At 54.7% G+C, this 24596-nt stretch carries 11 protein-coding genes and 1 tRNA gene; 10 read left to right on the forward strand and 2 right to left on the reverse strand.

What is annotated here, in order from left to right; translation table 11 throughout:
- Nucleotides 1–7 precede the first annotated feature (7 nt).
- On the reverse strand, nucleotides 8–3958 hold the full coding sequence (gene putA / locus AAH450_RS11685; protein ID WP_342910347.1) for a trifunctional transcriptional regulator/proline dehydrogenase/L-glutamate gamma-semialdehyde dehydrogenase: 3951 nt from the start codon (nucleotides 3956–3958) through the stop codon (nucleotides 8–10).
- Nucleotides 3959–4378: 420 nt separating this feature from the next.
- Between putA and putP the strand changes: the two genes are divergently transcribed.
- The 6 genes from putP to phoH all read left to right on the forward strand — a co-directional run bounded on the left by putP (nucleotide 4379) and on the right by phoH (nucleotide 11170).
- On the forward strand, nucleotides 4379–5863 hold the full coding sequence (gene putP, locus AAH450_RS11690) for a sodium/proline symporter PutP (RefSeq protein ID WP_342910348.1): 1485 nt from the start codon (nucleotides 4379–4381) through the stop codon (nucleotides 5861–5863).
- A 324-nt stretch (nucleotides 5864–6187) separates the two neighbouring features.
- Nucleotides 6188–6487 carry a hypothetical protein gene (locus tag AAH450_RS11695; protein ID WP_342910349.1) on the forward strand — a complete coding sequence of 100 codons (300 nt, stop codon included), beginning with the start codon at nucleotides 6188–6190 and terminating at the stop codon, nucleotides 6485–6487.
- Between the two features lie 23 nt (nucleotides 6488–6510).
- Complete coding sequence (efeU, locus tag AAH450_RS11700; protein WP_342910350.1) at nucleotides 6511–7344, forward strand: iron uptake transporter permease EfeU; 834 nt, start codon at nucleotides 6511–6513, stop codon at nucleotides 7342–7344.
- Between the two features lie 54 nt (nucleotides 7345–7398).
- The gene (efeO, locus tag AAH450_RS11705; protein WP_342910351.1) at nucleotides 7399–8520 is read left to right on the forward strand and encodes an iron uptake system protein EfeO; all 1122 of its coding nucleotides are present in this window, start codon (nucleotides 7399–7401) and stop codon (nucleotides 8518–8520) included.
- A 6-nt stretch (nucleotides 8521–8526) separates the two neighbouring features.
- Entirely contained in the window at nucleotides 8527–9813 is a 1287-nt protein-coding gene (gene efeB, locus AAH450_RS11710; RefSeq protein WP_342910352.1) for an iron uptake transporter deferrochelatase/peroxidase subunit, read from the forward strand.
- A gap of 568 nt (nucleotides 9814–10381) precedes the next feature.
- Entirely contained in the window at nucleotides 10382–11170 is a 789-nt protein-coding gene (phoH, locus tag AAH450_RS11715) for a phosphate starvation-inducible protein PhoH (RefSeq protein WP_318790733.1), read from the forward strand.
- A gap of 265 nt (nucleotides 11171–11435) precedes the next feature.
- Here the strand turns inward: phoH and AAH450_RS11720 are convergent.
- Nucleotides 11436–11523: transfer RNA gene (locus tag AAH450_RS11720), tRNA-Ser, on the reverse strand.
- Between the two features lie 237 nt (nucleotides 11524–11760).
- On the opposite strand from AAH450_RS11720, the gene phoA reads away from it, so the two are divergent.
- From phoA to AAH450_RS11740, 4 genes are all read left to right on the forward strand, one after another.
- Nucleotides 11761–13167: an alkaline phosphatase gene (phoA, locus tag AAH450_RS11725; RefSeq protein WP_342910353.1), complete on the forward strand. Its 1407-nt coding sequence runs from the start codon at nucleotides 11761–11763 to the stop codon at nucleotides 13165–13167.
- Nucleotides 13168–13670: 503 nt separating this feature from the next.
- Nucleotides 13671–15341: a ShlB/FhaC/HecB family hemolysin secretion/activation protein gene (locus tag AAH450_RS11730; RefSeq protein WP_342910399.1), complete on the forward strand. Its 1671-nt coding sequence runs from the start codon at nucleotides 13671–13673 to the stop codon at nucleotides 15339–15341.
- Nucleotides 15342–15353: 12 nt separating this feature from the next.
- Nucleotides 15354–23402 (forward strand): two-partner secretion domain-containing protein, encoded by an 8049-nt coding sequence (locus AAH450_RS11735; RefSeq protein ID WP_342910354.1) that lies wholly within the window; start codon nucleotides 15354–15356, stop codon nucleotides 23400–23402.
- Nucleotides 23403–23411: 9 nt separating this feature from the next.
- Nucleotides 23412–24596: hemagglutinin repeat-containing protein (locus AAH450_RS11740; RefSeq protein WP_342910400.1), on the forward strand; the 1185-nt coding region annotated here is incomplete at its 3' end.

A 24596-nucleotide genomic window follows, 5' to 3' on the forward strand; every position in this document is an offset into this window, starting at 1 on the left:
AGAGTGATTAGCCGATGGTCATCAGGCTGGCGTTACCGCCTGCCGCCGCAGTGTTCACGCTGAGCGAGCGTTCAATCAGCAGACGTTCCAGCAGCAGGTTGGTTTCACCACGGGCAAAGCCCTGTACCGAGACAATCGCGCCTTCGCGTGTTGCCACCGTCTCGCAGACTTCACGAAGCTGATCGGCATCGCCATGATAAATCACTGCATCAAACGCTTCAGCATTGGCCAGAGGCTGTGGACTCAAATGAATACGCTTCTGCACCTCAGCAGGCAGTTTCCTCAGCAGGGCGCGATGCAGCTCGTCAGCCTGCCAGACCGCTTCACTGCCTACGGCGGTAACCGCAGCGAGCTGAACCAGCGCATCCTCTTCGTTATCCGCCAGGCAGAGCACCCGTTCTCTTGGCAGCAGGGCAAAGGTGTTACGTTCACCCGTCGGGCCTGGTAACAGGCGCACGGTGCCGCCCTGGCCCAGCTCGGCAAAGCGTGCGCAGAGTGCCGCCAGCTCCGGCTTGTTTTTCGCCCATTCCGTTAAGGCCTGATGCGGTGCCAGCAGCCCTGGGCGCAGCGCGGCGTCAACCGGCCACATGCCATCCTGACGATCCAGCGTCACCCGCAGCGCGCTATCCGGACGATGTGACAGCAGGCGATAGAGGTAGAGCGGCCCACCCGCTTTCGGGCCGGTGCCAGAGAGTCCTTCGCCACCAAACGGCTGTACGCCCACCACCGCGCCAACCATATTACGGTTAACGTAGAGGTTACCCACGCGCGCGTTGTTCGTGACCTGAAGAATGGTTTCATCGATGCGGGTATGCACACCCAGCGTCAGGCCATAGCCGGAGGCATTGATCTGCTCAATAACCTGCGGCAGGGTGTTACGCTTGTAGCGCACCACGTGCAGCACCGGACCAAAGATCTCTTTATCAAGGTCGCTGACGCTGCCCAGCTCAATCAGCGTCGGCTGAATAAAGGTGCCGCTTTGCCACTCTTTACGCTCTTCCGGGTTAGCCCAGGCTGCCTGATAAACGTTCATGCCTTTAGTGCGCATCGCCTGGATATGACGTTCAATATTCTCTTTGGCTTCCGCATCAATAACCGGGCCGATATCCGTAGAGAGACGCTCAGGGTTGCCCATACGGCATTCAGCCATGGCGCCACGCAGCATTTTCAGCGTGTGGTCAGCCACATCTTCCTGCACGCAGAGCAGACGCAGGGCAGAGCAGCGCTGTCCTGCGCTGTCGAACGCCGAGGCGACGATATCAATCACCACCTGCTCGGTCAGTGCTGAAGAGTCAACGATCATTGCGTTCATCCCACCGGTTTCGGCAATCAGCGGCGTAGGACGGCCTTGAGGATCAAGACGACCGGCAAGGTTACGCTGCAACAGGGTGGCGACAGCGGTAGAGCCGGTGAACATCACACCGCGCACGCGCGGATCGCCAGTCAGCTGTGCGCCAACAGTTTCACCCAGGCCCGGCAACAGCTGTAGCGCGCCAACCGGAACGCCCGCTTCATGAAGAAGCGCCACCGCCTCGGCGGCGATCAGCGGCGTCTGCTCGGCCGGTTTAGCCAGCACGCTGTTTCCTGCGGCCAGCGCGGCGGCGATCTGGCCGGTAAAGATGGCCAGCGGGAAGTTCCACGGACTGATACAGACCACCGGGCCAAGCGGACGGTGCGTTTCGTTATCAAAGTCATCGCGTACCTGACCCGCGTAGTAATGCAGGAAATCAACCGCTTCCCGCACTTCAGAAATCGCATTGCTGAAGGTTTTACCCGCTTCGCGAACCAGAATGCCCAGCAGGCGCTGCATCTGGCCCTCCATCATTACGGCGGCGCGTTCCAGAATGGCGGCGCGCTCTTCTGGTGGAGTAGCGAACCAGATCGGGCCTGCACTGGTAGCGGCATCCAGCGCGGTTGAGACATCGGCTTCCGTGGCGTGACGAACATAACCCACAATATCTGTCGGCTCAGCCGGGTTGATGACCGGCAGTGCTTCACCCGCTTCCGGCTCACCGTCAATCATCGGGCCAGCCTGCCAGGGCTGAATGGCGCTGTTCAACAGGGCGCTGGAGAGAGAGGCCAGACGATGTTCGTTAGCCAGATCTAACCCCGCAGAGTTCTGACGTTTTTCGCCATAAAGCTCGCGCGGCAGAGGGATTTTAGGATGAGGTAAGCCAACGGCTCCTTCCACGCGGGCCATTTTCTCCACTTCTTCTACCGGATCGGCCACCAGATCCTCAATCGCCAGGGTGTTATCGGCAATACGGTTCACGAATGAGGTATTCGCACCGTTTTCCAGCAGACGACGAACCAGGTAAGCCAGCAGCGTTTCATGCGTACCCACCGGCGCGTAAATACGGCATGGGCGGTTTAATTTACCGTCAGCCACTTTACCTACGACCTGCTCATACAGCGGTTCTCCCATGCCATGAAGACACTGGAACTCATACTGGCCTGGATAGTAATTATTGCCCGCCAGCTGATAGATAGCGGCCAGCGTATGGGCGTTATGGGTGGCAAACTGCGGATAAATCAGATTGGGCACCGCAAGAAGTTTGCGCGCGCAAGCCAGATAAGAGATATCGGTATAAACCTTACGGGTGTAAACCGGGTAGCCTTCCAGACCTTCCATCTGAGCGCGTTTGATTTCGCTGTCCCAGTAGGCACCCTTCACCAGGCGGATCATCAGGCGGCGGCGGCTACGCTGTGCCAGATCCACCAGCGCATCAATCACCGCCGGGCAGCGCTTCATATAAGCCTGGATCACAAAGCCGATGCCGTTCCAGCCTTCCAGCTCCGGCTCAAAGCAGAGTTTCTCCAGCAGATCCAGCGACAGCTCCAGACGATCCGCCTCTTCCGCATCAATATTGATGCCGATATCGTACGAGCGTGCAAGAAGCGTTAACGATTTCAGGATCGGATAAAGCTCGTTCATCACGCGTTCATATTGCGCGCGGCTGTAACGTGGATGCAGGGCAGAGAGTTTAATAGAGATGCCCGGACCTTCATAAATACCGCGTCCGTTAGAAGCTTTACCGATGGCGTGGATCGCCTGCTGATAAGAGAGCAGGTAGGCTTTCGCATCCTGCGCGGTCAGCGCAGCTTCACCCAGCATGTCATAAGAGTAGCGGAAACCTTTCTCTTCCAGCTTACGGGCATTCGCCAGCGCTTCAGAGATGGTTTCACCGGTAACAAACTGTTCACCCATCAGGCGCATCGCCATATCCACGCCTTTGCGGATCAGCGGTTCGCCGCTTTTACCGATAATACGGTTCAGCGAACGGGAGAGGTTTGCTTCGTTATGAGTGGAAACCAGGCGGCCGGTAAACAGCAGGCCCCATGTGGCGGCATTTACAAACAGGGAAGGGCTGCGTCCAAGGTGAGACTGCCAGTTACCGTTGCTGATTTTGTCGCGGATCAGCGCATCACGGGTTGGTTTATCCGGAATACGTAATAAAGCCTCGGCCAGGCACATCAGCGCCACCCCCTCCTGCGAAGAGAGAGAGAACTCCTGGAGCAGGCTTTGCACCATGCCAGCGCGTCCGGTTGCACCTTTCTGGTGCCTTAGCTTGCTGGCAAGCTGGTGGGCAAGGCGGTAAGTCTGCTGAGCAAGTGGAGCGGGTAAACGCGCCTGCTCCAGCATCATCGGCACCGATTCGGTCTCCGGACGGCGCCAGGCGGAGGTTATCGCCGCACGGGCAACAGACTGGGGAAGAATATGCTCAGCAAACTGCAAAAATGGCTGACGCTGCTCTTCTGGCAAGGTTTCATCCCCTTCCTGCGGCAGCGTCTGTAACGGGAATTCCGGCAGGGCATCGCCTTTTTCCAGCTGCTCAAGATAGTTAAAGATAGCCTGCTTGATCAGCCAGTGTGGGGTGCGGTCAATCTGGCCTGCGGCCAGTTTAATACGCTCACGCGTGGCTTCATCCAGCTTCACGCCCATGGTGGTTGTGCCCATGCCTGAGAACTCCTTGCAAAAAAAGAATGTCGATGTTGGCAAGCAATATCACTTAAGTTGCAACTTTGTGCAACCGTGTTAAATGTGACCTGGTTTGCAGAGTTTAAAACCGCGTAATGAAAAGCGGCATGGATATTGCTGCAAGAATCCGGCCAGAATTAAACAGGCAGGAAAAATGGGGCTTTGAGCGGGGTTACCCCGTGGTGCAACCGGTTTAAATGTGATCCAGTGCAACCTGTTAAACCAAGAGCTGTGATGAAGGGTGAAATTGCTGTAACTACTGTGTTAAATCGTTTGTGCGAAAAAGCGGTTTACGGCAGGATACCCCGCGCTAAGCCAGCAGGGGCGTCGCGACGTTCCAGCGGTGCGCCCCGGTAAGCGCTGGCGGTGCGCATTAACAATAATAAGTGGAGAACCTGAATGACTGTAAGTACACCAATGATGGTGACCTTTTGCGTCTATATCCTCGGCATGGTGCTGATAGGTTTAATTGCATACCGGTCTACGAAAAACTTTGATGACTATATTCTGGGTGGACGCAGTCTGGGCAGCGTGGTGACTGCGCTCTCTGCCGGTGCTTCCGATATGAGTGGCTGGCTGCTGATGGGGTTGCCGGGCGCTATCTTTCTCTCCGGGATTTCAGAAAGCTGGATCGCCATCGGCCTGACCATTGGTGCTTATCTTAACTGGAAGATTGTCGCGGGCCGCCTGCGCGTGCAGACAGAACACCATGATAATGCGCTGACCTTGCCAGATTACTTCTCCAGCCGGTTTGAAGATAACAGTAAAATGCTGCGCGTTATCTCCGCTCTGGTCATTTTGGTCTTCTTTACTATCTACTGCGCCTCCGGCATCGTTGCGGGCGCTCGTCTGTTTGAAAGCACCTTCGGCATGAGTTATGAAACGGCGTTGTGGGCCGGGGCCGCTGCAACCATCCTCTATACCTTTGTGGGTGGCTTCCTGGCAGTAAGCTGGACCGATACCGTGCAGGCCGGGCTGATGTTCTTTGCGCTGATCCTGACGCCGGTAATAGTGATTATTGCCGTAGGCGGACTCAGCGACTCGCTGCAAGTAATTCAGGCGAAAAGCATTGAAAATATCGATATGCTTAAAAACCTTAACTTCGTGGCGATTATCTCTCTGCTGGGTTGGGGACTGGGCTATTTCGGCCAGCCACACATTCTGGCGCGCTTTATGGCGGCAGATTCTCACCGCTCCATCCGTTCTGCCCGCCGTATCGGTATGGCCTGGATGATCCTCTGCCTGTTGGGGGCGGTAGGCGTCGGCTTCTTTGGCATCGCTTACTTCCAGAATCACCCGGATCAGGCTTCCGGCGTCTCGGAAAACGGCGAGCGTATCTTTATCGAACTGGCCCGTATTCTGTTCAACCCGTGGATTGCCGGAATTCTCCTGTCAGCCATTCTGGCGGCGGTGATGTCAACCCTTAGCTGCCAGCTGCTGGTCTGTTCCAGCGCGCTGACGGAAGATTTGTATAAAAACTTCCTGCGTAAAAATGCCTCTCAGCGCGAGCTGGTATGGGTAGGGCGCCTGATGGTGCTGCTGGTCGCCTTCATCGCCATTGCGCTGGCAGCCAACCCGAATAACCGCGTGCTGGGCCTGGTCAGCTATGCATGGGCAGGCTTTGGTGCCGCTTTTGGGCCGGTTGTGCTGTTCTCGCTGATCTGGAAGCGCATGACCCGCAACGGCGCGCTGATTGGTATGATTATCGGTGCGGCAACCGTGCTTATCTGGAAGCAGTACGGCTGGCTGGATCTGTACGAAATCATCCCTGGCTTCCTGTTTGCCAGCCTGGCGATTGTGATTGTCAGTTTGATGGGGCGTGAGCCTTCTGCTGCGGCACAGCAGCGTTTCGATGCGGCTGAAGCGGAATATAACGCAGATTAATTGCGAGTTGACCGGGCGGCGCTCTGCCGCCTGCTCACTGCTTACTGATGCGGCCCAGCCTCTTAAGAAAATTTCTGCCATGCGCTGCCATTTCTGGCGCAAGTGAATTTCCTGCCACGCGCTGCCATTTCTGGCGCAAGTGAAATTCCTGTCACGCGCCGTCATTTCTGGCGCAAGTGAATTTCCTGTCACGCGCTGCCATTTCTGGCGCAAATGAATTTCCTGCCGCGCGCTGCCATTTCTGACGCAAGTGAAATTCCTGCCGCGCGCCGTCATTTCTGGCGCAAGTGAATTTCCTGCCATGCGCTGCCATTTCTGGCGCAAGTGAAATTCCTGTCACGCGGCACCTTTTCCGGCACAGATCAAAATCGTGCCACGCGCTGGCGCAACCGGCCACCTCAGAAAATCTCTCCTCTCCGCTTTATTATCCTTCTTAAGACGCACGTTGCCTGGCACAGACCCAAATATTCTCTGGCACTGACTGAACCGCACTTTTTTATTCACCCAACCCGCACCGCCCTGCTCGCAGAATGTGAAAATAGTCGCGCCTGCTCTTGTGTTTTTCTTGCCGATAATGATAATCGATATCGTTTTGATTTACGTTTCTTTACTCTGGCTGAATGACTTAATTTTTTGAGGTCCTGAACATGTTCGTCCCGTTTCTCATCATGTTACGTGAAGGGCTGGAAGCCGCGCTGATAGTCAGCCTGATTGCCAGTTACCTGAAGCGGACCCAGCGCAGTGAGTGGTTTGGCGCCATGTGGGTTGGCGTGTTTGTTGCCGCTACCCTGTGCCTGGGCGTGGGCTATTTTATCAACGAAACCACCGGTGAATTTCCGCAAAAAGAGCAGGAGCTGTTTGAAGGGGTAGTGGCGGTTATTGCCGTTTTCATCCTGACTTACATGGTCTTCTGGATGCGTAAGGTCTCCCGTAACGTCAAGGCTCAGCTGGAAGAGGCAGTAGACAATGCGTTGCAGAAGGGGAAAAGCAGCGGCTGGGCACTGATTGTGATGGTGTTTCTGGCCGTAGCGCGTGAAGGCCTGGAATCGGTCTTCTTTCTGCTGGCCGCTTTTCAGCAGGATGTGGGTATCGCGCCGCCGATCGGGGCCATTCTCGGCCTGGCGACTGCCGTGGTACTGGGAATGCTGATCTACTGGGGCGGCGTGCGCCTGAATCTGGCGACGTTCTTTAAGTGGACCAGCCTGTTTATTCTGCTGGTGGCCGCTGGGCTGGCGGCGGGCGCTATCCGTGCTTTTCATGAGGCGGGATTGTGGAATCATTTCCAGTCAATCGCCTTTGATCTCAGTAACACGCTCTCAACCAGCACGCTGATTGGTACGCTGCTGGAAAGTATGCTGGGTTATCAGGAGTCGCCAAGCGTCAGCGAAGTCGCGGTCTGGTTTATCTATTTAGTGCCCGCACTGCTGCTGTTCTTTATGCCGGTGCGTTCTCAGCCTGCGGCACTCCACACCACACGTTAAGCCTTTGTCCGTGCCTGATTACAGGCACGTTAACTTTTACAGGGATATTTACTTATGACTCTTCGTTTTCGCCGGCATGCGCTGGCCGCGCTCGTTACCCTGCTGGCTGGCTCAGCCACGGCACTGGCTGCGGATATTCCTCAGGTTAAAATCAGCGTTAATGACCGTCAGTGTGACCCGATGACGGTCACCGTTAACGCCGGTAAAACTCAGTTCATTATTCAGAACAACAGCCAGAAAGGGCTGGAGTGGGAAATTCTGAAAGGCGTGATGGTGGTGGAAGAGCGTGAAAATATCGCGCCTGGCTTCACCCAGAAACTGACCGCTAATCTGGAAGCGGGGGAATATGACCTTACCTGCGGCCTGCTGAGCAACCCGAAAGGCAAGCTGATTGTGAAAGGTGCCAGCGCCTCGGCGGACGGTAAGCCAGATATCATGCAGTTAGCCGCACCTGTGGCTGACTATAAAGCGTATGTTACTCAGGAAGTCGCGGAGCTGGTCGCCAGTACGAAAGCGTTTACTGATGCGGTAAAAGCAGGGGACATTGAGAAAGCGAAAGCGCTCTATGCACCAACCCGCCGCCACTACGAGCGTATTGAACCTATTGCTGAGCTGTTCTCAGATCTGGACGGCAGCATTGATGCCCGTGAAGATGATTACGAGAAGAAAGCGGAAGATCCTAAATTCACCGGTTTCCACCGGCTTGAGAAAGCGCTTTGGGGCGACAAAAGCACTAAAGGCATGGAAACCTATGCCGTGCAGCTGAACACTGACGTGCTGGATCTGCAAAAACGCATCGCCGGACTCGCCTTCCCGCCGGGTAAAGTGGTAGGCGGCGCTGCCGGTCTGATTGAAGAAGTGGCCTCAAGCAAAATCTCGGGTGAAGAAGATCGTTACAGCCGTACCGACCTGTGGGATTTCCAGGCAAACGTTGATGGCGCACAGAAAATTGTGGATCTGCTGCGTCCGATGTTGCAGAAGGCCGATGCGCCGTTGCTGGCGAAGATCGATGCCAACTTCAAAAAAGTGGACGGTATTTTAGCAAAATACCGCACCAAAGAGGGTTATGAATCTTACGACTTACTGACAGATGCTGACCGCAACGCGATGAAAGGCCCGATAACGACGCTGGCTGAAGATCTTTCTAAACTGCGCGGAACACTGGGACTGGATTAACTGTAGATGGCAAGGCAACCTGTTGACGACGCGGCCATGCCGTCGCGCCGTCGTTTATTAAAAGGCATGGGCATCCTCAGCGGCGCCCTGGCCGTGACTGGCGGCTGTCCGGTTCATGCCGCCCCAGACGACAAATCCTTCTCGCCGGGGGCGTTATCGCCCACTGCCCGGCAGGAGGCCCAACCTTTTTATGGCCAGCATCAGGCAGGCATTACCACTCCGCAACAGGCCGCGATGATGCTTGTGGCCTTTGACGTGCTGGCAACGGATAAAGCGGATTTGGTGCGTTTATTCAGGCTGTTGAACGATCGTATTGCCTTCCTTACTCAGGGCGGTAAAGCGCCGCTGGTCAGCAATCCTCGTTTACCGCCCATGGATTCCGGCATTCTTGGGGAGGAGATCTACCCCGATAACCTGACGATAACGGTCTCTGTGGGCCATTCGCTGTTTGATGAGCGCTATGGCCTTCAGCCGCATAAGCCGCACAAGCTACAGGCAATGACCCGGTTCCCTAACGATTCGTTAGATGCCAGGCTCTGTCATGGCGACCTGCTGCTGCAAATCTGCGCCAATACCAACGACACGGTGATCCATGCTCTGCGGGATATCATCAAACATTCCCCAGATTTACTCAGCGTGCGCTGGCGTCGTGAGGGTTTTATCTCGGACCATGCTGCGCGCAGCAAGGGAAAAGAGACGCCGATCAATCTGTTAGGTTTCAAGGACGGAACGGCGAACCCGGACACCACCAATCAACCCCTGATGGACTCTATTTTGTGGGTAACGCAAGGGCAGGGGGAACCCGACTGGGCCGTGGGCGGCAGCTATCAGGCCGCCAGAATCATTCAGTTCCATGTTGAGTTCTGGGACCGCACGCCGTTACGGGAACAGGAGACCATTTTTGGTCGGGTAAAAAAGAGCGGCGCGCCATTAGGCATGCAAAATGAGCATGATGTGCCTGATTATGCCAGCGACCCCGACGGCAACATCACGCCGCTGGATGCGCATATTCGGCTGGCCAATCCGCGAACATTAGAAACGCAGAGCAATTTAATGCTGCGGCGGGGCTACAGCTATTCGCTGGGCGTCTCTAACGCGGGTCAGCTTGAAATGGGCCTGTTATTTATCTGTTATCAGCATGATTTAGAGAAAGGTTTTCTCAGCGTGCAAAAAAGGCTGAACGGTGAGGCGCTTGAGGAATATATTAAGCCGGTTGGCGGAGGCTATTTCTTTGTTTTGCCCGGCGTTCCTGACGATAAGCATTATCTCGGCCAGTCTTTACTTGAAGCCTGATCGTTAACGTCTGTGCCTTCTGCCTCGCCCTGAGGCAGGAGGTTGTTTTTTAATCAATATTGCCGTCGGCTTTTTTCCCTTCTTTCCTCCCGTTTTTCCGATTCAGATTAGTGATTAAAAAATTTCTAACCCGATGAATATTCTTAGAAAAAATTTAATTTTCCGCCACCTGCTGGCAATAAATCCTGAGATTGCTACGCTTGACGTAAAATAGATGTTGCTTTCGAACTGAGATTTGTAGCACTTTATTAACAGCGGTAGAAAGAAGTGTTGTCAGATTCACTATGGAGATCGCGAATGGTAAAGTCCTTTAACGGACATCAGTACGACAAAAAAAGTTTCGCTGCTTTTTGCGAGGGCGATTCTTCCCCATCAACTTTCTCAGTTTTCTGTTCTAACGGCCAACTCACGATAAATCCCGACCGGTGCACAGCTGCGCTTATGCCAGGCTATGCGCCTAATCTCTGGCCAGACAAGGCTTAAAAGGAAGCCACCGAAACCTCTAAAGCGTTCACGTAATCGCATCGATTCCAGATGCGGGAAATGAAACCAACTGTAAGGTGTCACTATGGGAAGACAGAAAGCAGTGATCAAAGCTCGTCGTGAAGCAAAACGTGTGCTTCGTAGCGATTCACGCAGTCACCGTCAGCGTGAAGAAGAATCGGTCACCTCGCTGGTGCAGATGGGTGGGCTGGATTCAATAGGGATGGCGCGTGATTCGCGCGATTACACGCCCATTGAAGCCCGAAATGAAGCTCAGGCGCACTATCTTAAAGCCATAGAGAGCAAACAGCTGATCTTCGCCACGGGCGAAGCGGGCTGCGGTAAAACCTGGATCAGCGCAGCGAAAGCGGCTGAGGCCCTGATTCATAAGGATGTTGACAGGATTATTGTTACGCGTCCGGTGCTTCAGGCGGATGAGGATCTGGGCTTCCTGCCCGGAGATATCTCCGAGAAGTTCGCCCCTTATTTCCGGCCAGTGTATGACGTTCTGGTTAAACGTCTCGGTTCTTCCTTTATGCAGTACTGTCTGCGTCCCGAAATTGGCAAGGTGGAGATTGCTCCCTTCGCTTATATGCGTGGACGAACCTTTGAAAATGCCGTGGTGATCCTTGATGAGGCGCAAAACGTCACCGCCGCCCAGATGAAGATGTTCCTGACCCGCCTTGGGGAAAACGTCACCGTGATTGTCAATGGCGATATCACCCAGTGTGATCTGCCATCACATGTTCAGTCAGGCCTCAGCGATGCCTTAGCTCGTTTTGAGGATGATGACATGGTAAGCGTGGTGCGTTTCGGTAAAGAAGATTGCGTCCGCTCACAGCTCTGCCAGCGTACGCTGCTTGCTTACGGCTAACCGTAAAAAAACTGACCAGGCCCGGATGAAAATCCGGGCTTTTTTTATGCAAGTCTCTTCTTTCGCGCAGACTTTCTCTTTAAATAGGGCGGTGAGAGAGGGGGATCACGAGGCACGTCCATGTGCCTCGCCTTTCAGGCAGCAGAGCTGTGCAAAACGGCTCTCCTGCCGTTTTGTCGAACCCTGTCGAGGGTTCTCACCCCACTCTCCGGTATAACATGCAAAAAAAAAGTCTGAACTTTCGCTCAGACTTTCTCTTTAAATATGGCGGTGAGAGAGGGGTTCGAACCCTCGATACGTTGCCGTATACACACTTTCCAGGCGTGCTCCTTCAGCCACTCGGACACCTCACCGTATTGTTTTACTGCGTCGTCCCAGGGGGCGACGGGGCGCTACTATAGGGAGTAGAAGGCGCCCGGTCAAGCATATTTTTCTTTTATTCTATCGGCTTAAAGGCGGTGCTGGCAGAAAAGCGTGCGGCAAACCCTTGTCATCATACAGAAATGTCTCCGACACAAAACTATCATGGTTGTGTCGCAAACTGGCTCCCTGAAATCTTTAGCAAAACTTCATCATGGAGCATCGAGTTAATGAAACTTAAAAGTCTGTTCACCCTCTCTCTTATCGCTACGGTTATCTCCTCCACCGCCTGGGCCGATGTTGCGGCCTACAGCCGCGCCGCGCAGGGGGATATCACGCAGCCTGGCGGGGCACGCCGCCTTACAGGTGACCAGACTGAAGCGTTAAAAGCTTCTCTGAACAGCAACACGGCTAAAAACGTTATCCTGCTGATTGGGGATGGTATGGGGGATTCAGAAATCACTGCGGCACGTAACTATGCCGAAGGGGCAGGCGGTTTCTTTAAGGGGATTGATGCGCTGCCGTTAACGGGCCAGTACACCCACTATTCGCTGGATAAGAAGACGCACAAGCCTGACTACGTTACCGACTCTGCCGCTTCAGCTACCGCCTGGAGCACCGGCGTGAAGTCTTACAACGGCGCGATTGGTGTGGACGTTAACGGCAAAGATCACCCAACCCTGATGGAAATGGCGAAAGCAGCAGGGAAAGGCACCGGCAACGTTTCAACAGCAGAGCTTGAAGATGCCACGCCAGCCGCGCAAATCGCTCACGTCACTTCGCGCAAGTGCTACGGACCAGAAAAGACCAGTGAGCTGTGTGCCGCCAATGCGCTTGAGAAAGGGGGTAAAGGCTCCATCGCCGAGCAGCTGCTGAATACCAGAGCGGACGTTACGCTGGGCGGTGGCGGTAAAACGTTCAGCGAAACGGCAAAGGCGGGTGAATGGCAGGGAAAAACCCTGGAAGAGCAGGCTAAGCTGCGCGGCTATCAGTGGGTGACTGACCTGGAAGGCATGACCGGGGTGACTGAAGCCAGCCAGCAGAAACCGATGTTGGGCCTGTTTGCGCAGGGGAATATGCCTGTGCGCTGGAAAGGGCCAAAAGCCACTTATCACGGCAACATTGAGGGCAAACCGGTGACCTGTGAAGTCAATAATGAGCGTCCCGCATCCACGCCAACGCTGGCACAGATGACCGATAAGGCAATTGAGCTGCTGAGCAAAAATGAGCACGGCTTCTTCCTACAGGTTGAAGGCGCTTCCATTGATAAACAGGATCACGCAGCCAACCCATGCGGACAGATCGGTGAAACGGTCGATCTGGATGAGGCGGTGCAGAAGGCGCTGGAATTTGCCCGTAAAGAGGGGAACACGCTGGTAATTGTGACCGCAGACCACGCGCACTCCAGTCAGATTATTGCTAACGACAGCAAAGCGCCGGGACTGACCCAAACGCTGAATACCCGAGAGGGCGGCCTGATGACCATCAGCTACGGCAACTCAGAGGGAGAATCGCAGGAGCATACGGGCACACAGCTTCGCGTTGCGGCTTACGGCCCTCACGCCGCCAATGTCGTAGGCCTGACCGACCAGACTGACCTGTTCTATACCCTGAAAGCAGCGATGAATATTAAATAGCTGTTTTGACGTGCAGGGAGCTGATTGTGCTGAAGATCGGCTCCTTTTTTACATCATTTATCCTCACCCATTCCGACCGAAACGCTTTTCATTAATCCTGCCTGCTCCTTGTTATCTTCTGCTGCGCCTGTTTCTGCTTATTCTGTCCCACTCTCTGCCAGTCAGAACTCGTTAATGGCAGCCAAAGTCCGGGAAATTATCCTTTGGCCAGTCAGCCATTTTGGCAGTGAATACATTAATAGATCCGTTAACGGAACTCTCTCGCCTTACTTTTTAACCGGCGATATATCAGCTGACATTAAGCACAATTTTTTAATCTGTTTTGCTTAAATACGCGTTACTTAAAGAGCATTTGTATTAGCCGCAGATAATCGAAGTACTTAAGCTAAATTTCAAAATATATATCATTTTTTCTAATTTATTGGATGAATTATGATTGTCTGCTGATAACACTTTCACATAAAATCCTTGCGGATTCTTTACAGATTAGCGCGCTTATCATGATGATTAACTACCGTGTAGGGAAACAGTGGTCGTGGCTTTTTGCCGTGTTTATAACGGGTGCCAGTGCAGCGCCGTTGAGTCCAGCCGATCGCGATCAGCTGCAAATACAGCAGCAGAATATGTTACAGAGCAATCAGCTTCAGCGCGAAGAACTGCAACGCAGCGTGCAGCCAGAAATGTCAGATAAGGTTACCGATGGCCAGCGTACGGGTCCCTGTTTCCTTATCAAAAAAATCATTATTAATAATGCCTCGTTATTTTCAGCAAAAGAGAAAAAAAGAGTCACTGCGCCTCTGCTGGGCCAGTGTATAAATATTGCTCAGATTGAAAAGTTAACGCGCGATATATCTGACTGGTATCTCTCCCGCGGGTACATTACCAGCCGGGCTTTTATTCCTGAGCAGGATATAAACAGCGGCATTTTAACGCTCTCCGTGCTGGAAGGACGCTTACAGCAAATACGGCTGGAGAAGGGTTCTTCAACTCAGTTGAAAATGGCTTTCCCACGACTTGAAGGTGGCATCCTTAACCTGCGTGATATAGAGCAGGGGATGGAGCAAATTAACCGTCTCCGTACCACGCCGGTTCAGATTGAAATCCTGCCGGGTGATAATCCTGGTTTTTCCATTGTTAACCTCACAGCGACGCCGGAATTTCCTCTGACGGCTGCCCTTTCTTTTGATAATAGTGGCCAGAAAAGTACCGGCGTGGGACAGATGTCTGCTTCTTTAACCGCTAACAATCTGCTGGGGATTGCCGACCAGTGGTTTATCAGCGGCGGACGCAGCAGCGCCTTCTCCCCTTCCCGTAATGCACGCAATCTGCAATCAGGAGTCAGTGTGCCTTATGGCTACTGGCTGATGAATTACAACTATAGCTGGAGCGACTATCGCAACCGCTTTGAGAATAACAATTTCAGCTGGCTCTCTCATGGCGACAGTCAGATCCATCGTGCCACCGCTTCCTGGGTCGCCTTTCGTAACGGCCAGAGTAAAACGGCGTTAGTAGCTGGAATAGATCACCGAATCAGCCGCAACTGGCTGAACGATACGCTTCTTGAGAGCAGCAGCCGCAAACTGACCAGCCTCCAGTTCGGCCTTAACCATACGCAGAAAATGGCCGGAGGCGTTGCCACCTTTAACCCGATGTTCAGTCATGGCGTCCCCTGGCTGGATGCAGAGAGCGACAGCGGTAAAAGCGACGATCTGCCCAAAGCTGATTTCCGCAAATGGAGCCTGAGCAGCAGCTTCCAGCGCCCGCTTACCCAGAACCTCTGGTGGCTGAGCAGCGCCTATGGTCAGTGGTCACCCGACCGGCTGTATGGCAGCGAACGCCTGACCATTGGCGGCGAAAGCTCGGTTCGGGGTTTTAAAGAACAGTACCTTTCCGGCGATAACGGCGGCTATTTACGTAATGAGCTTAATTACGCGTTATTCACGCTGCCGCTGCTGGGTCAGATTAATGGTTTGCTGGCGCTTGATGGCGGATGGCTGGAGAGCGACCGCTACGATCGTGAATCTTCGGGCACTTTATGGGGAGGTGCCGTAGGCCTCACCTCAGGTAACCGTTATTTCGCCACACAACTCACCTTAGGCCTGCCGGTGAAATACCCCGACTGGCTTGGGCCAGATCGCCTCTCCGCTTATTACCGCATTTCTCTGCTCTTTTAAAAGGCAATGATTATGGAAAATCGACTTCATCCGCTGCGCACTTCCCAACGTCTGCTGAGCTATCTGGTCTGTGCGTTGATTGCCTGGCAGCCGCTGTTGCCGGCTCTTTCAGCCACCATGACGCCCGTTACAGCCGGAACAAAACTGGATAAAGCAGCAAATGGGGTACCGGTTATCAATATCGCTACGCCCAATGGAGCCGGTATTTCCCATAATCAGTTCAAAGAGTATAACGTCGGCAAAGAAGGGGTAATTTTGAATAATGCCACCGGCCAGCTGACGAAAACGCAGCTTGGGGGATTGATTCAAAACAACACCAACCTGAAGGCGGGGCAGGAAGCGAAAGGGATCATCAATGAAGTCACCGGCGGCAGTCGTTCACAGCTTCAGGGATATACCGAAGTGGCGGGGAAAGGCGCCAACGTTATCGTTGCTAACCCTTATGGAATAACCTGTAACGGCTGCGGTTTTATCAACACACCCAACGTAACCTTAACCACCGGTAAGCCGCAGCTGGACGCAAAAGGTAATTTGCAGTCGCTGGAAGTAACCAGGGGGACGATAACGGTTGAAGGACAGGGAATTGACGCCAGTCAGTCGGATGCGTTGTCAATTATCTCCAGGGCAACCGAGGTCAATGCCGCTATCCATGCCCGTGATTTAAAGGTTATTGCCGGGGCTAACCGTGTAGCGGCAGACGGCACTTCTCAGGCTGTTGCGGGGGAAGGCGCGGCGCCACGTGTTGCGGTAGATACTGGCGCGCTCGGGGGAATGTATGCCAACCGTATCCGGTTAGTTTCCAGCGAAAAAGGGGTTGGGGTAAACCTTGGCGATCTGAATGCGCGTCAGGGCGATATCTCTCTTGATGCCAGCGGAAAAATAACGCTGAACAAAAGCCTCAGTAGCGGTGCGCTGGAGGTCCGGGGGCAGAGCATCGTCCTTAACGGGGATAATAAAGCTACCGGCCCGGTAGCGCTGAATGCCGCGCAGGATATCACGCTGGCGGCAGGCACAGTGGTCAGTGACGAGACTATCAGCCTGACGGGTAACGGTAAGCTGGCGGTCAGCAGCGGGAAGCTGACGGCGGGGAAAAATATCCAGCTCCACGGCGGCGATCTGCTGGTTGATAAAGCCAGTGCCGGTAATGCTGCGGGTGATATCCAGCTGACAGCGCAAAAACAGATTGATAACGCCGGTCAGCTTACCGCTGGCAAAGGCCTCTTATTAAAGGCGCAGCAGGCGCAGAACAGCGGTGCGCTGGTAGCAAAAGCGGCTCAGCAAATTAATGCTGATGCCCTGACCAATAAGGGTCAAGTAGTGGGCGACAGCCTGAGCGTAACCACCCACACGCTGGCTAACAGTGGTGAAATGCTGGGGGGCGCGCTCACTGAAATCAACACCGATCTTTTACAACAGAGCGGCACGCTGAGCAGCCAGGGTAGTACGAAAATTACCGCTGATTCGCTGGATAACAGGGCGGGCGGTGCAATAACCGCGAAAAAGTCGCTGGTGACAGCCAGCAGCAAACTGGTTAACCAGGGCACGCTCTCAGCTCTTGAGTTGACGCTGAACAGCACTCAGATTGAGAACAATGGGCTGATTCAGGGCAACGATCTGCTGAAAATCAGCAGCAATCAGCTCACAAACCAGCTCCAGGGCATCCTCACTTCGGCCCATGACTTTGCCCTTGATCTGCCCGATCTGCATAACAGCGGTTTGATCACCAGTGACGCCGCACTCGCCTTCAGCGGAAACAGTCTGGTTAACACCGGTGAAATCAGTGCCGCCAGCCTCACTGCCAGTAACAGCAGCCTGATTAATCAGCAGGATGGCCTGCTGATCTCTGATGCGGGCATGCAACTGAATCTGCAACAGCTTACGAATAATGGGCAGGTAGTGGCCAGCGAGCTGGAGATTACTGCTGCCGGCGTGAACAATAGCGGCCTGCTTCAGGGCAGCGGAGCTGTGCGCGTCAGCGGCGAGAATATGACTAATGCCGGGACTCTGCTCAGTGGCGGGCAACTGGCTTTGCAGGCAAAAACGCTGAACAATCAGGGGTTGTTACAGGGGCAGCAGCTGACGCTGAAGTCAGAGAGCTGGCAAAACAGCGGTAACGCGCTGAGTGAAGAAGAGGCGGAGGTAAACACAGGCAGCCTGACTAACTCGGGTAGGATCCTCGGCCAGCAGGGCATTCAGCTACAGAGCGACACCACTGATAACCAGGGCTGGCTGATTGCGCAGGCGCTAACGCTGCGGGGCGATTTAATCAACAGTGGCCTGATCCAGGGTAACGACTCGCTGGCGCTTGAGGGCAAAAATTTGCGTAATCAGGCCACAGGTCAGTTACTCAGTGCTGGTGCGCTGACCCTGGACGGCACAACGCTGGTTAATCTGGGAACCCTACAGGCCGATCGGCTAACGTTGTCTGCTCAAAACTGGCAGAACGGTGGCAGTACACGCGCCTCTTCTCAACTTAAGGCGCAGGTCAGCGGGAGTGTCGGTAACAGCGGCAGCCTGCTGAGTGAGCAGGGGCTGACGCTGTACGCCAGCGAAATCCTTAATCAGGGCACCCTTGCGGCCGATCGTCTGAACCTGAGCGCACCGCTGTTAACCAACGGCGGCCTTTTACAGGGCAACAGCGAGCTGACGCTGAACACCACTTCTCTTACTAACCAGGCTGGTGGGAAACTGCTTGGCGGCGGCGCCTTAAATCTTATGCTGGAGCAGATAAATAATGACGGGCTGCTACAGGTTAATGATGCGCTGACTGTCACCGGCAGCCAGTTCACTAACAACGGACGGGTGCAGGCTGACACTCTCCTCACTCATCTCAGTGACACCTTTACCAACGGCTCTGGCGCACAACTCCTGGCGCAGCAGCAGGTGGATATCAACGCGCGCAAACTGAATAACCGCGGCACCGTTGCGGCAAACCAGCTTAAGGTAAGCGGCGACGAGTTAATAAACAGCGGCCTGCTCCAGGGCGATGAGTCACTGACCACCCACTTCCAGCAGCTCAGTAACCAGTCAGGCGGACAGCTCCTGAGCGGGGGAGAGCTGAGCGTAACAGGCGGCAGCGCCAGCAATGACGGCAGCTGGCAGGGCGACCGCCTTGGCTTTGAACTGACCACGCTGGCTAACCGGGGTGCCATCACCGGAACTCACTCGCTGAATGGCGACGCCAGCAGTGAACTGAACAACAGCGGGATGCTGCTGAGTCAGGGAGCGGCTGACCTCTCTGCCCCAACCTTGCTGAACAGCGGTAAAATAATGGCCAGCGGCCTGACGTTGCAGGGCGGTACGCTGAACAACAGCGGGTTGTGGCAGGGGAGTGACTCGCTGGCGGTGCAGGCGGAGAGCCTCACTATCGGCACAGCGGGTAAGGCACTCTCAGGCGGCGCATTAACGCTTAAAGCCGGACAACTCACCACTTCCGGCACGCTACAGGGAGAGAGGGCGGAAATCACCGCGGATAGCTGGCAGCAGCAGGGATCTGTTTTGGGCAGCGGTGAGCTTACGGCCCGCGTGAGCGGAGAGCTGCGTAATATCGGTGAACTGTTAAGTCAGGGCGAGGTGCTGATAGGCGCTCAGACACTGACCAACAGCGGCTCGCTGCTCAGCAGTCAGGCGATGACGCTGACTGGAGATAAGTTAACCAACAGCGGAGCCATACAGGGAAAAACAGTGAGGCTGAGCCAGGCAAATGTGATCAATCAGGGCAGCCTGATTGGGTTACAGGCGCTGACGCTGGCGGCCCTGCCGCAGATGGCAGGAAGTATGATCAGAATGGCCCTGGCTGCTCCGGCGCGTGAGCTGGTAAACAGCAGCGCAGGAACGATGCTGACCCAGGGCACGCTGACCGTTAAGGGTGGCACGGTAACCAATAACGGCAGCTGGCAGGGACAGCAGATCCTGCTGGAAGCGGGGCAACTGATCAACAACGGCTCAATTCAGAGTGCCGATGGACTGCAACTGAACCTCACGGATAAGCTGACTTCGAACGCAGGCAGTAAAATCACCGCCAATGGCGTGGCAGCACTTCAGGCGCTGGCGCTGACCAATCAGGGGCAGTGGATTGCGAAATCACTGACGCTTACAGGTTCCACACTCAATAATAACGGTGACATTAGCGGCGTTGACGCACTGACGGTGAAACTTGATGGCGGGTTTACGCAGCAGCAGAACAAAACGCTGCTTTCGGCAGGAAAGCTTACGCTTGAGGCTGCCTCGGTGACCAACTCCGGCAACGTTCAGGGCCAGGAAGTGACCCTGACCAGCGGAGCGGTTAATAACAGCGGTCGTTTGCAGGGGGATAATAACCTGCTTATGACGCTCAGCGGGCGGATGACCAATAATGCCTCCGGCACGCTTGTCAGCCAGAAAGCGCTGACGTTAACCACGCCGGAACTCTATAACTACGGTCTGATTCAGAGCGGCGCGACCAGCACCATTAAAGCCACCGGCCTTGCCAGTAATAGCGGTAAGCTGCTCTCTGGCGGTGAGCTGACGCTCAACACGCCACAGCTGACAAACAGCGGCTGGCTCCAGGCGACGCGTCTCATTTTGAATGCGGCAAACGCGGCAAACAGTGGAACGCTGTTGGCAGATCAGCAGGCCACCCTCAGCGGCTCTGCGCTGTCCAATCAGGGGAGCGCGCAGGGGGCAAATCTTGTTGTCAATTATCAGCAGCTCTCCAACAGCGGCACGTTGCTGGGCACGCAACAGCTAAACGTGACAGCGTCACAAGTTAACCAGCAGGCAGCCGGTAAACTCTTCAGCGGCGGCACGCTGACAGTAAACAGTAACGGATTCGATCAGCTCGGCCAGGTCGTGGCGCTGGGCGATGCAACGCTGAAAATCATTAACGCCTTCACCGCTAAAGGGGTACTTGCTGCCGGCAACCGTCTGAGCGTCAGCAGCAATGGCGCGCTAGAAAACCAGGGCACCATGCAGGGGCAGGCGCTGACGGTCAGCGCGGGTGGCTTGCTGACCAATAATGGCCAGCTGACCAGCGGCAGCGGTGACAGCAGCCTGAGCGGCAGCGGCATCATCATGAACGGCAATGGCAGCCTCCAGGGCGGCGGCAACCTGACGCTGACCAGCCGCAGTGACGTCACGCTTAATGGCTTTACGGGCACGCGTGGAAGCCTGACGATTAGCACCCCAGGCAGCCTGGTGAACACAGCGCTGCTCTATGCGGCGAATAATCTCTTCCTCTTTGCAAACAGTATTCAGAATAAGCGGGGCGATATTCTCGCTGGCAACAACCTTACGTTGCAGCGCGACGCGGCGGGCAATGCTAATGGTGAAGTGGTTAATACTTCCGGCACCATTGAGACGCAGAAGGGTGACATTAAGGTTAATACCGGGCATTTGTTAAATGAAAGGGCGGGTTTAGCCACAAGCAGTAAAAAAACAGTATATATTCCTGCCGACAATATGGTGTTGAGTGTTCTTTTGTCCAGCCTTGACCCAGAGGACATTACTTATGGAATTAGCCTTCAATGTGCAGGCAAAAATGACCATTGCTCCGAACATTATTATTATCAGGTTTCAAATCCCGGAGATCGCAGGAAGACATTAATAAGTACTGAAGAAAATATAGCCACCTCAGAAGGGGGAGCCGCCAGCATCAGGGCAGGAAAGAATGTAATAATTGCCGCAGATATTCTCGAAAACAAAGCCAGTGACATAATTTCTGGTGGTGATGCTTTCCTTTCAGGAACGACACTTTCTAACAGTTCTTATTACAATAATAAGTTATCCAACTATGGTTTTTTTATCACCCCATGTGATGGTAGTTTCTCTTCTTGTCGCTTTACAAGAAAAGAAAATGAAACTTATAAAGCAGATGCAGCATTGTTATACGAGCTTGATGGCGATCCATTCAGTGAACAGGAAGCCAGTGGCGGGTTTCGCGCCGTTATCCAGGCCGGAGGCAATGTTTCCGCTAACTTCAGTGGCGATATTAGCAACACCAGCACCATGGCGCATGTTGGTTGGGGCGGTAATACGCTGGCAAAGCCTGGCCTCAACAGCTTCAACGCACCGGGTGGTCTGACCACCGTACAACGTCAGCAGTTAACCGCCGCGGGTAAAGTAACGGTCAACTCACCACAATGGCGCGATCAGCTACAGAGCGCGTTACAACAGGTCAACGGTGGCACAGCCTTGGATGGCGCATCCGCAACCGGTATTGCGCTCACCAACCGTGACGTCAACGCTGTTGGCAGCACTAACCTCGGCAAAGCCGCTGATCTGAAGGCGATAGCGACTAACGGCAGCCAGGCATTGCTCCCCTACCAGGCATCCCGCGTCGACACCAGCGCCTATCCGCTGCCTTCCGGCAATAACGGTTATTTCGTCGCGTCCAGCGACAGCAAAAGCCCCTACCTGATCACCGTTAACCCCAAACTCAACGGCCTGGGGCAACTCGATCAAAGTCTGTTTGGCGATCTTAACGCGCTGCTGGGCAAACGCCCCGGCAACGCACCGCAGGAGACGCGCACCCAGTATACCGATACGAATGCCTTCCTCGGCTCGTCCTATCTGCTGGATCGACTGAACCTGAAACCCGATTACGACTATCGTTTCCTCGGGGATGCAGCATTTGATACCCGTTATGTTAGCAACGTGGTGCTCAACCAGACTGGCAGCCGCTACCTGAACGGCCTCGGTTCTGAACTCGATCAGATGCGTTATCTGATGGATAATGCCGCCGCTGCACAGCAGTCGCTGGGCTTGCAGTTTGGCGTATCCCTGTCCGCTGATCAGCTGGCTGCGCTGGATAAAAGTATCATCTGGTGGGAAGCAAGCACGGTAAACGGCGAGACGGTCATGGTGCCGAAGGTCTATCTCTCGCCAAAAGATGTCAGCCTGCAAAGCGGCAGCGTCATTGCCGGTAATAATGTCTCGCTGAAGGCGGGCACTATCACTAACAGTGGTAGTACCATTGCCGCGAAAAACGACCTCAAGCTGGACAGTGAAAACCAGCTTAGCAACCTCAGTGCGGGCCTGATGCAGGCCGGTGGCGATTTGCAACTGAGCGCGCTCGGCGATATTAACAACGTCGGCTCCACCATCAGCGGTAAAACCGTGGCGCTGGAGAGCGTGAACGGCGATATCAATAACCTCACCACTACCCAACAGTTGACGCTGAATGCCAGCAACAATCGCGGTGCCAGCAAATCCTTTACCGAGACTCTGAGCGGGCCGGTAGCGAGCATCGCCGCGCTGGACTCCCTCAGCCTGAAAGCGGGTAACGACATCAACATTACCGGCGCCAACGTGAAAGCAGGCGGTAACCTGCTGATGGACGCCTGGAATAATATTGCGGTCACCAGCAATCAGCTGACCACAGGCAATGCCCAGTCAGGGGTAAAAAATGGCTGGCGCAAAATTGATGACACCAGTACCAGCACGACCAGCAACCAGGGTAGTGTAATCAGCGCAGGCGGCAATCTGGCCATGCAGGCGGGTCATAACCTTGACGTGACGGCCAGCGCCATCAACGCAGGGGGTAACGCCACGCTTGGTGCAGGTAATGATATCAACCTGAACAGTGCGGCCACGACTCAGAACAGCCAGCAGGGCAAAAGTGAATCGCATGCGAGCGGACTGGACCGCACTACGTTAACCAGCGGCAACGATTTGTTACTGAAGGCGGGTCGCGATCTGAACAGCGATGCAGCAGGCATGGCAGCGGAAAATGATATAGCTCTACAGGCAGGACGCGACCTTAATCTGCTGGCCGCAGAAACCCGCTCCGGCAACAGCTATAAAGCCGGTAAGAAAGTGGAAATCAACGATGCTGTACGCCAGCAGGGCACGGAGTTAGCCAGCGGCGGTAATACCACGCTCGCCGCAGGCCGCGATATCAACAGCGAGGCTGCACAGGTTAAGGCCAGCAAAGATATCGCCGTCACCGCCGGGCAGGACATCAACCTGACAACCGCTACCGACAGCGACTACCACTACAAAGAGGAAACCAAAACCAAAAAAAGTTTCCTGAAAAAAACCACCACGCACAAAGTTGAAGAGAACAGCAGTACAACCGAATAGGGAACGTTACTGAGCGGGAAAAACGTCACCCTGAATGCCGGTAATAATCTGCTGGTGAAAGGATCTGCCGTGGCGGGAGATGAAGATGTCTCGCTTAAGGCAGGTAACAATGTGGATATCGTTGCGGCCACCAACACGGACTCCAGCTGGAGTTTGAGCGAGAAAAAGAAAAGCGGCCTGATGGGCAGCGGAGGCATCGGTTTCACTATCGGCAGCACCAAAACCCGTCAGGAGCTGAAAGAGAAAGGCTCAACGCAGAGTCAAAGCGGCAGCATGGTTGGCAGCTCCGGCGGCGATCTCACAGTCACTGCCGGTGGAGTGGCCCACGTTGGCGGCTCCGAGTTGGTGGCAGGCCGCAACCTTTCCCTGACCGGCGACAGCGTGGTGATCGATCCTGGCCATGACAAACGTACCAGCGACCAGCTTTTTGAGCAGAAATCGAGCGGACTGACAATCGCCCTCTCCGGCGCGGTGGGCGGTGCGGTCAACAGCGCAGTAACCACGGCTCAGGCTGCCAGCAAGGAAAGCGATGGCCGTCTTGCGTCGCTTCAGGCAACCAAAGCCGCACTGTCGGGCGTGCAGGCAATGCAGGCCTCTGAGATGAATGATCTCAAAGGTAAAGATCCCTCTAACAACAACGCCATCGGTATCTCAGCGACTTACGGTTCGCAGTCTTCAAAATCCACCAGCCACAATGAGCAGGATCACACTGCCGGAAGCACGCTGAATGCGGGAAATAATCTGACGATTGCGGCGAACGGCAACAAAGCCGGTGCGCAGAGCGGCGACATCACTATAGCGGGCAGCCAGCTGAAGGCCGGGCAGGACGTTTCGCTGAACGCCTCGCGCGATATCAACCTGCTTTCGGCTCAGGATACCGATCTCACTACCGGCAAAAATGAGAGCAAGGGCGGTACGCTGGGTATCGGTGTGGGAGTGGGATCGGGCGGCTGGGGGATTACCGTTTCCGCCAGCCTTAACCGCAGTACCGGCAAAGAGAAGGGTAACGGCGTCACCCAGAACGAAACCACGCTGGATGCGGGGCATCAGCTGACGCTGACAAGTGGCCGCGACACCACGCTGGCTGGCGCACAGGTCAGCGGTGAAAAAGTGGTGGCGGATGTCGGGCGCGACCTCACGCTGAGCAGCCTACAGGACAGCAATAATTACGATTCGAAACAGACCAGCGTCAGT

This window comes from Erwinia magellanica, assembly GCF_039023495.1.
Lineage (GTDB): Bacteria > Pseudomonadota > Gammaproteobacteria > Enterobacterales > Enterobacteriaceae > Erwinia.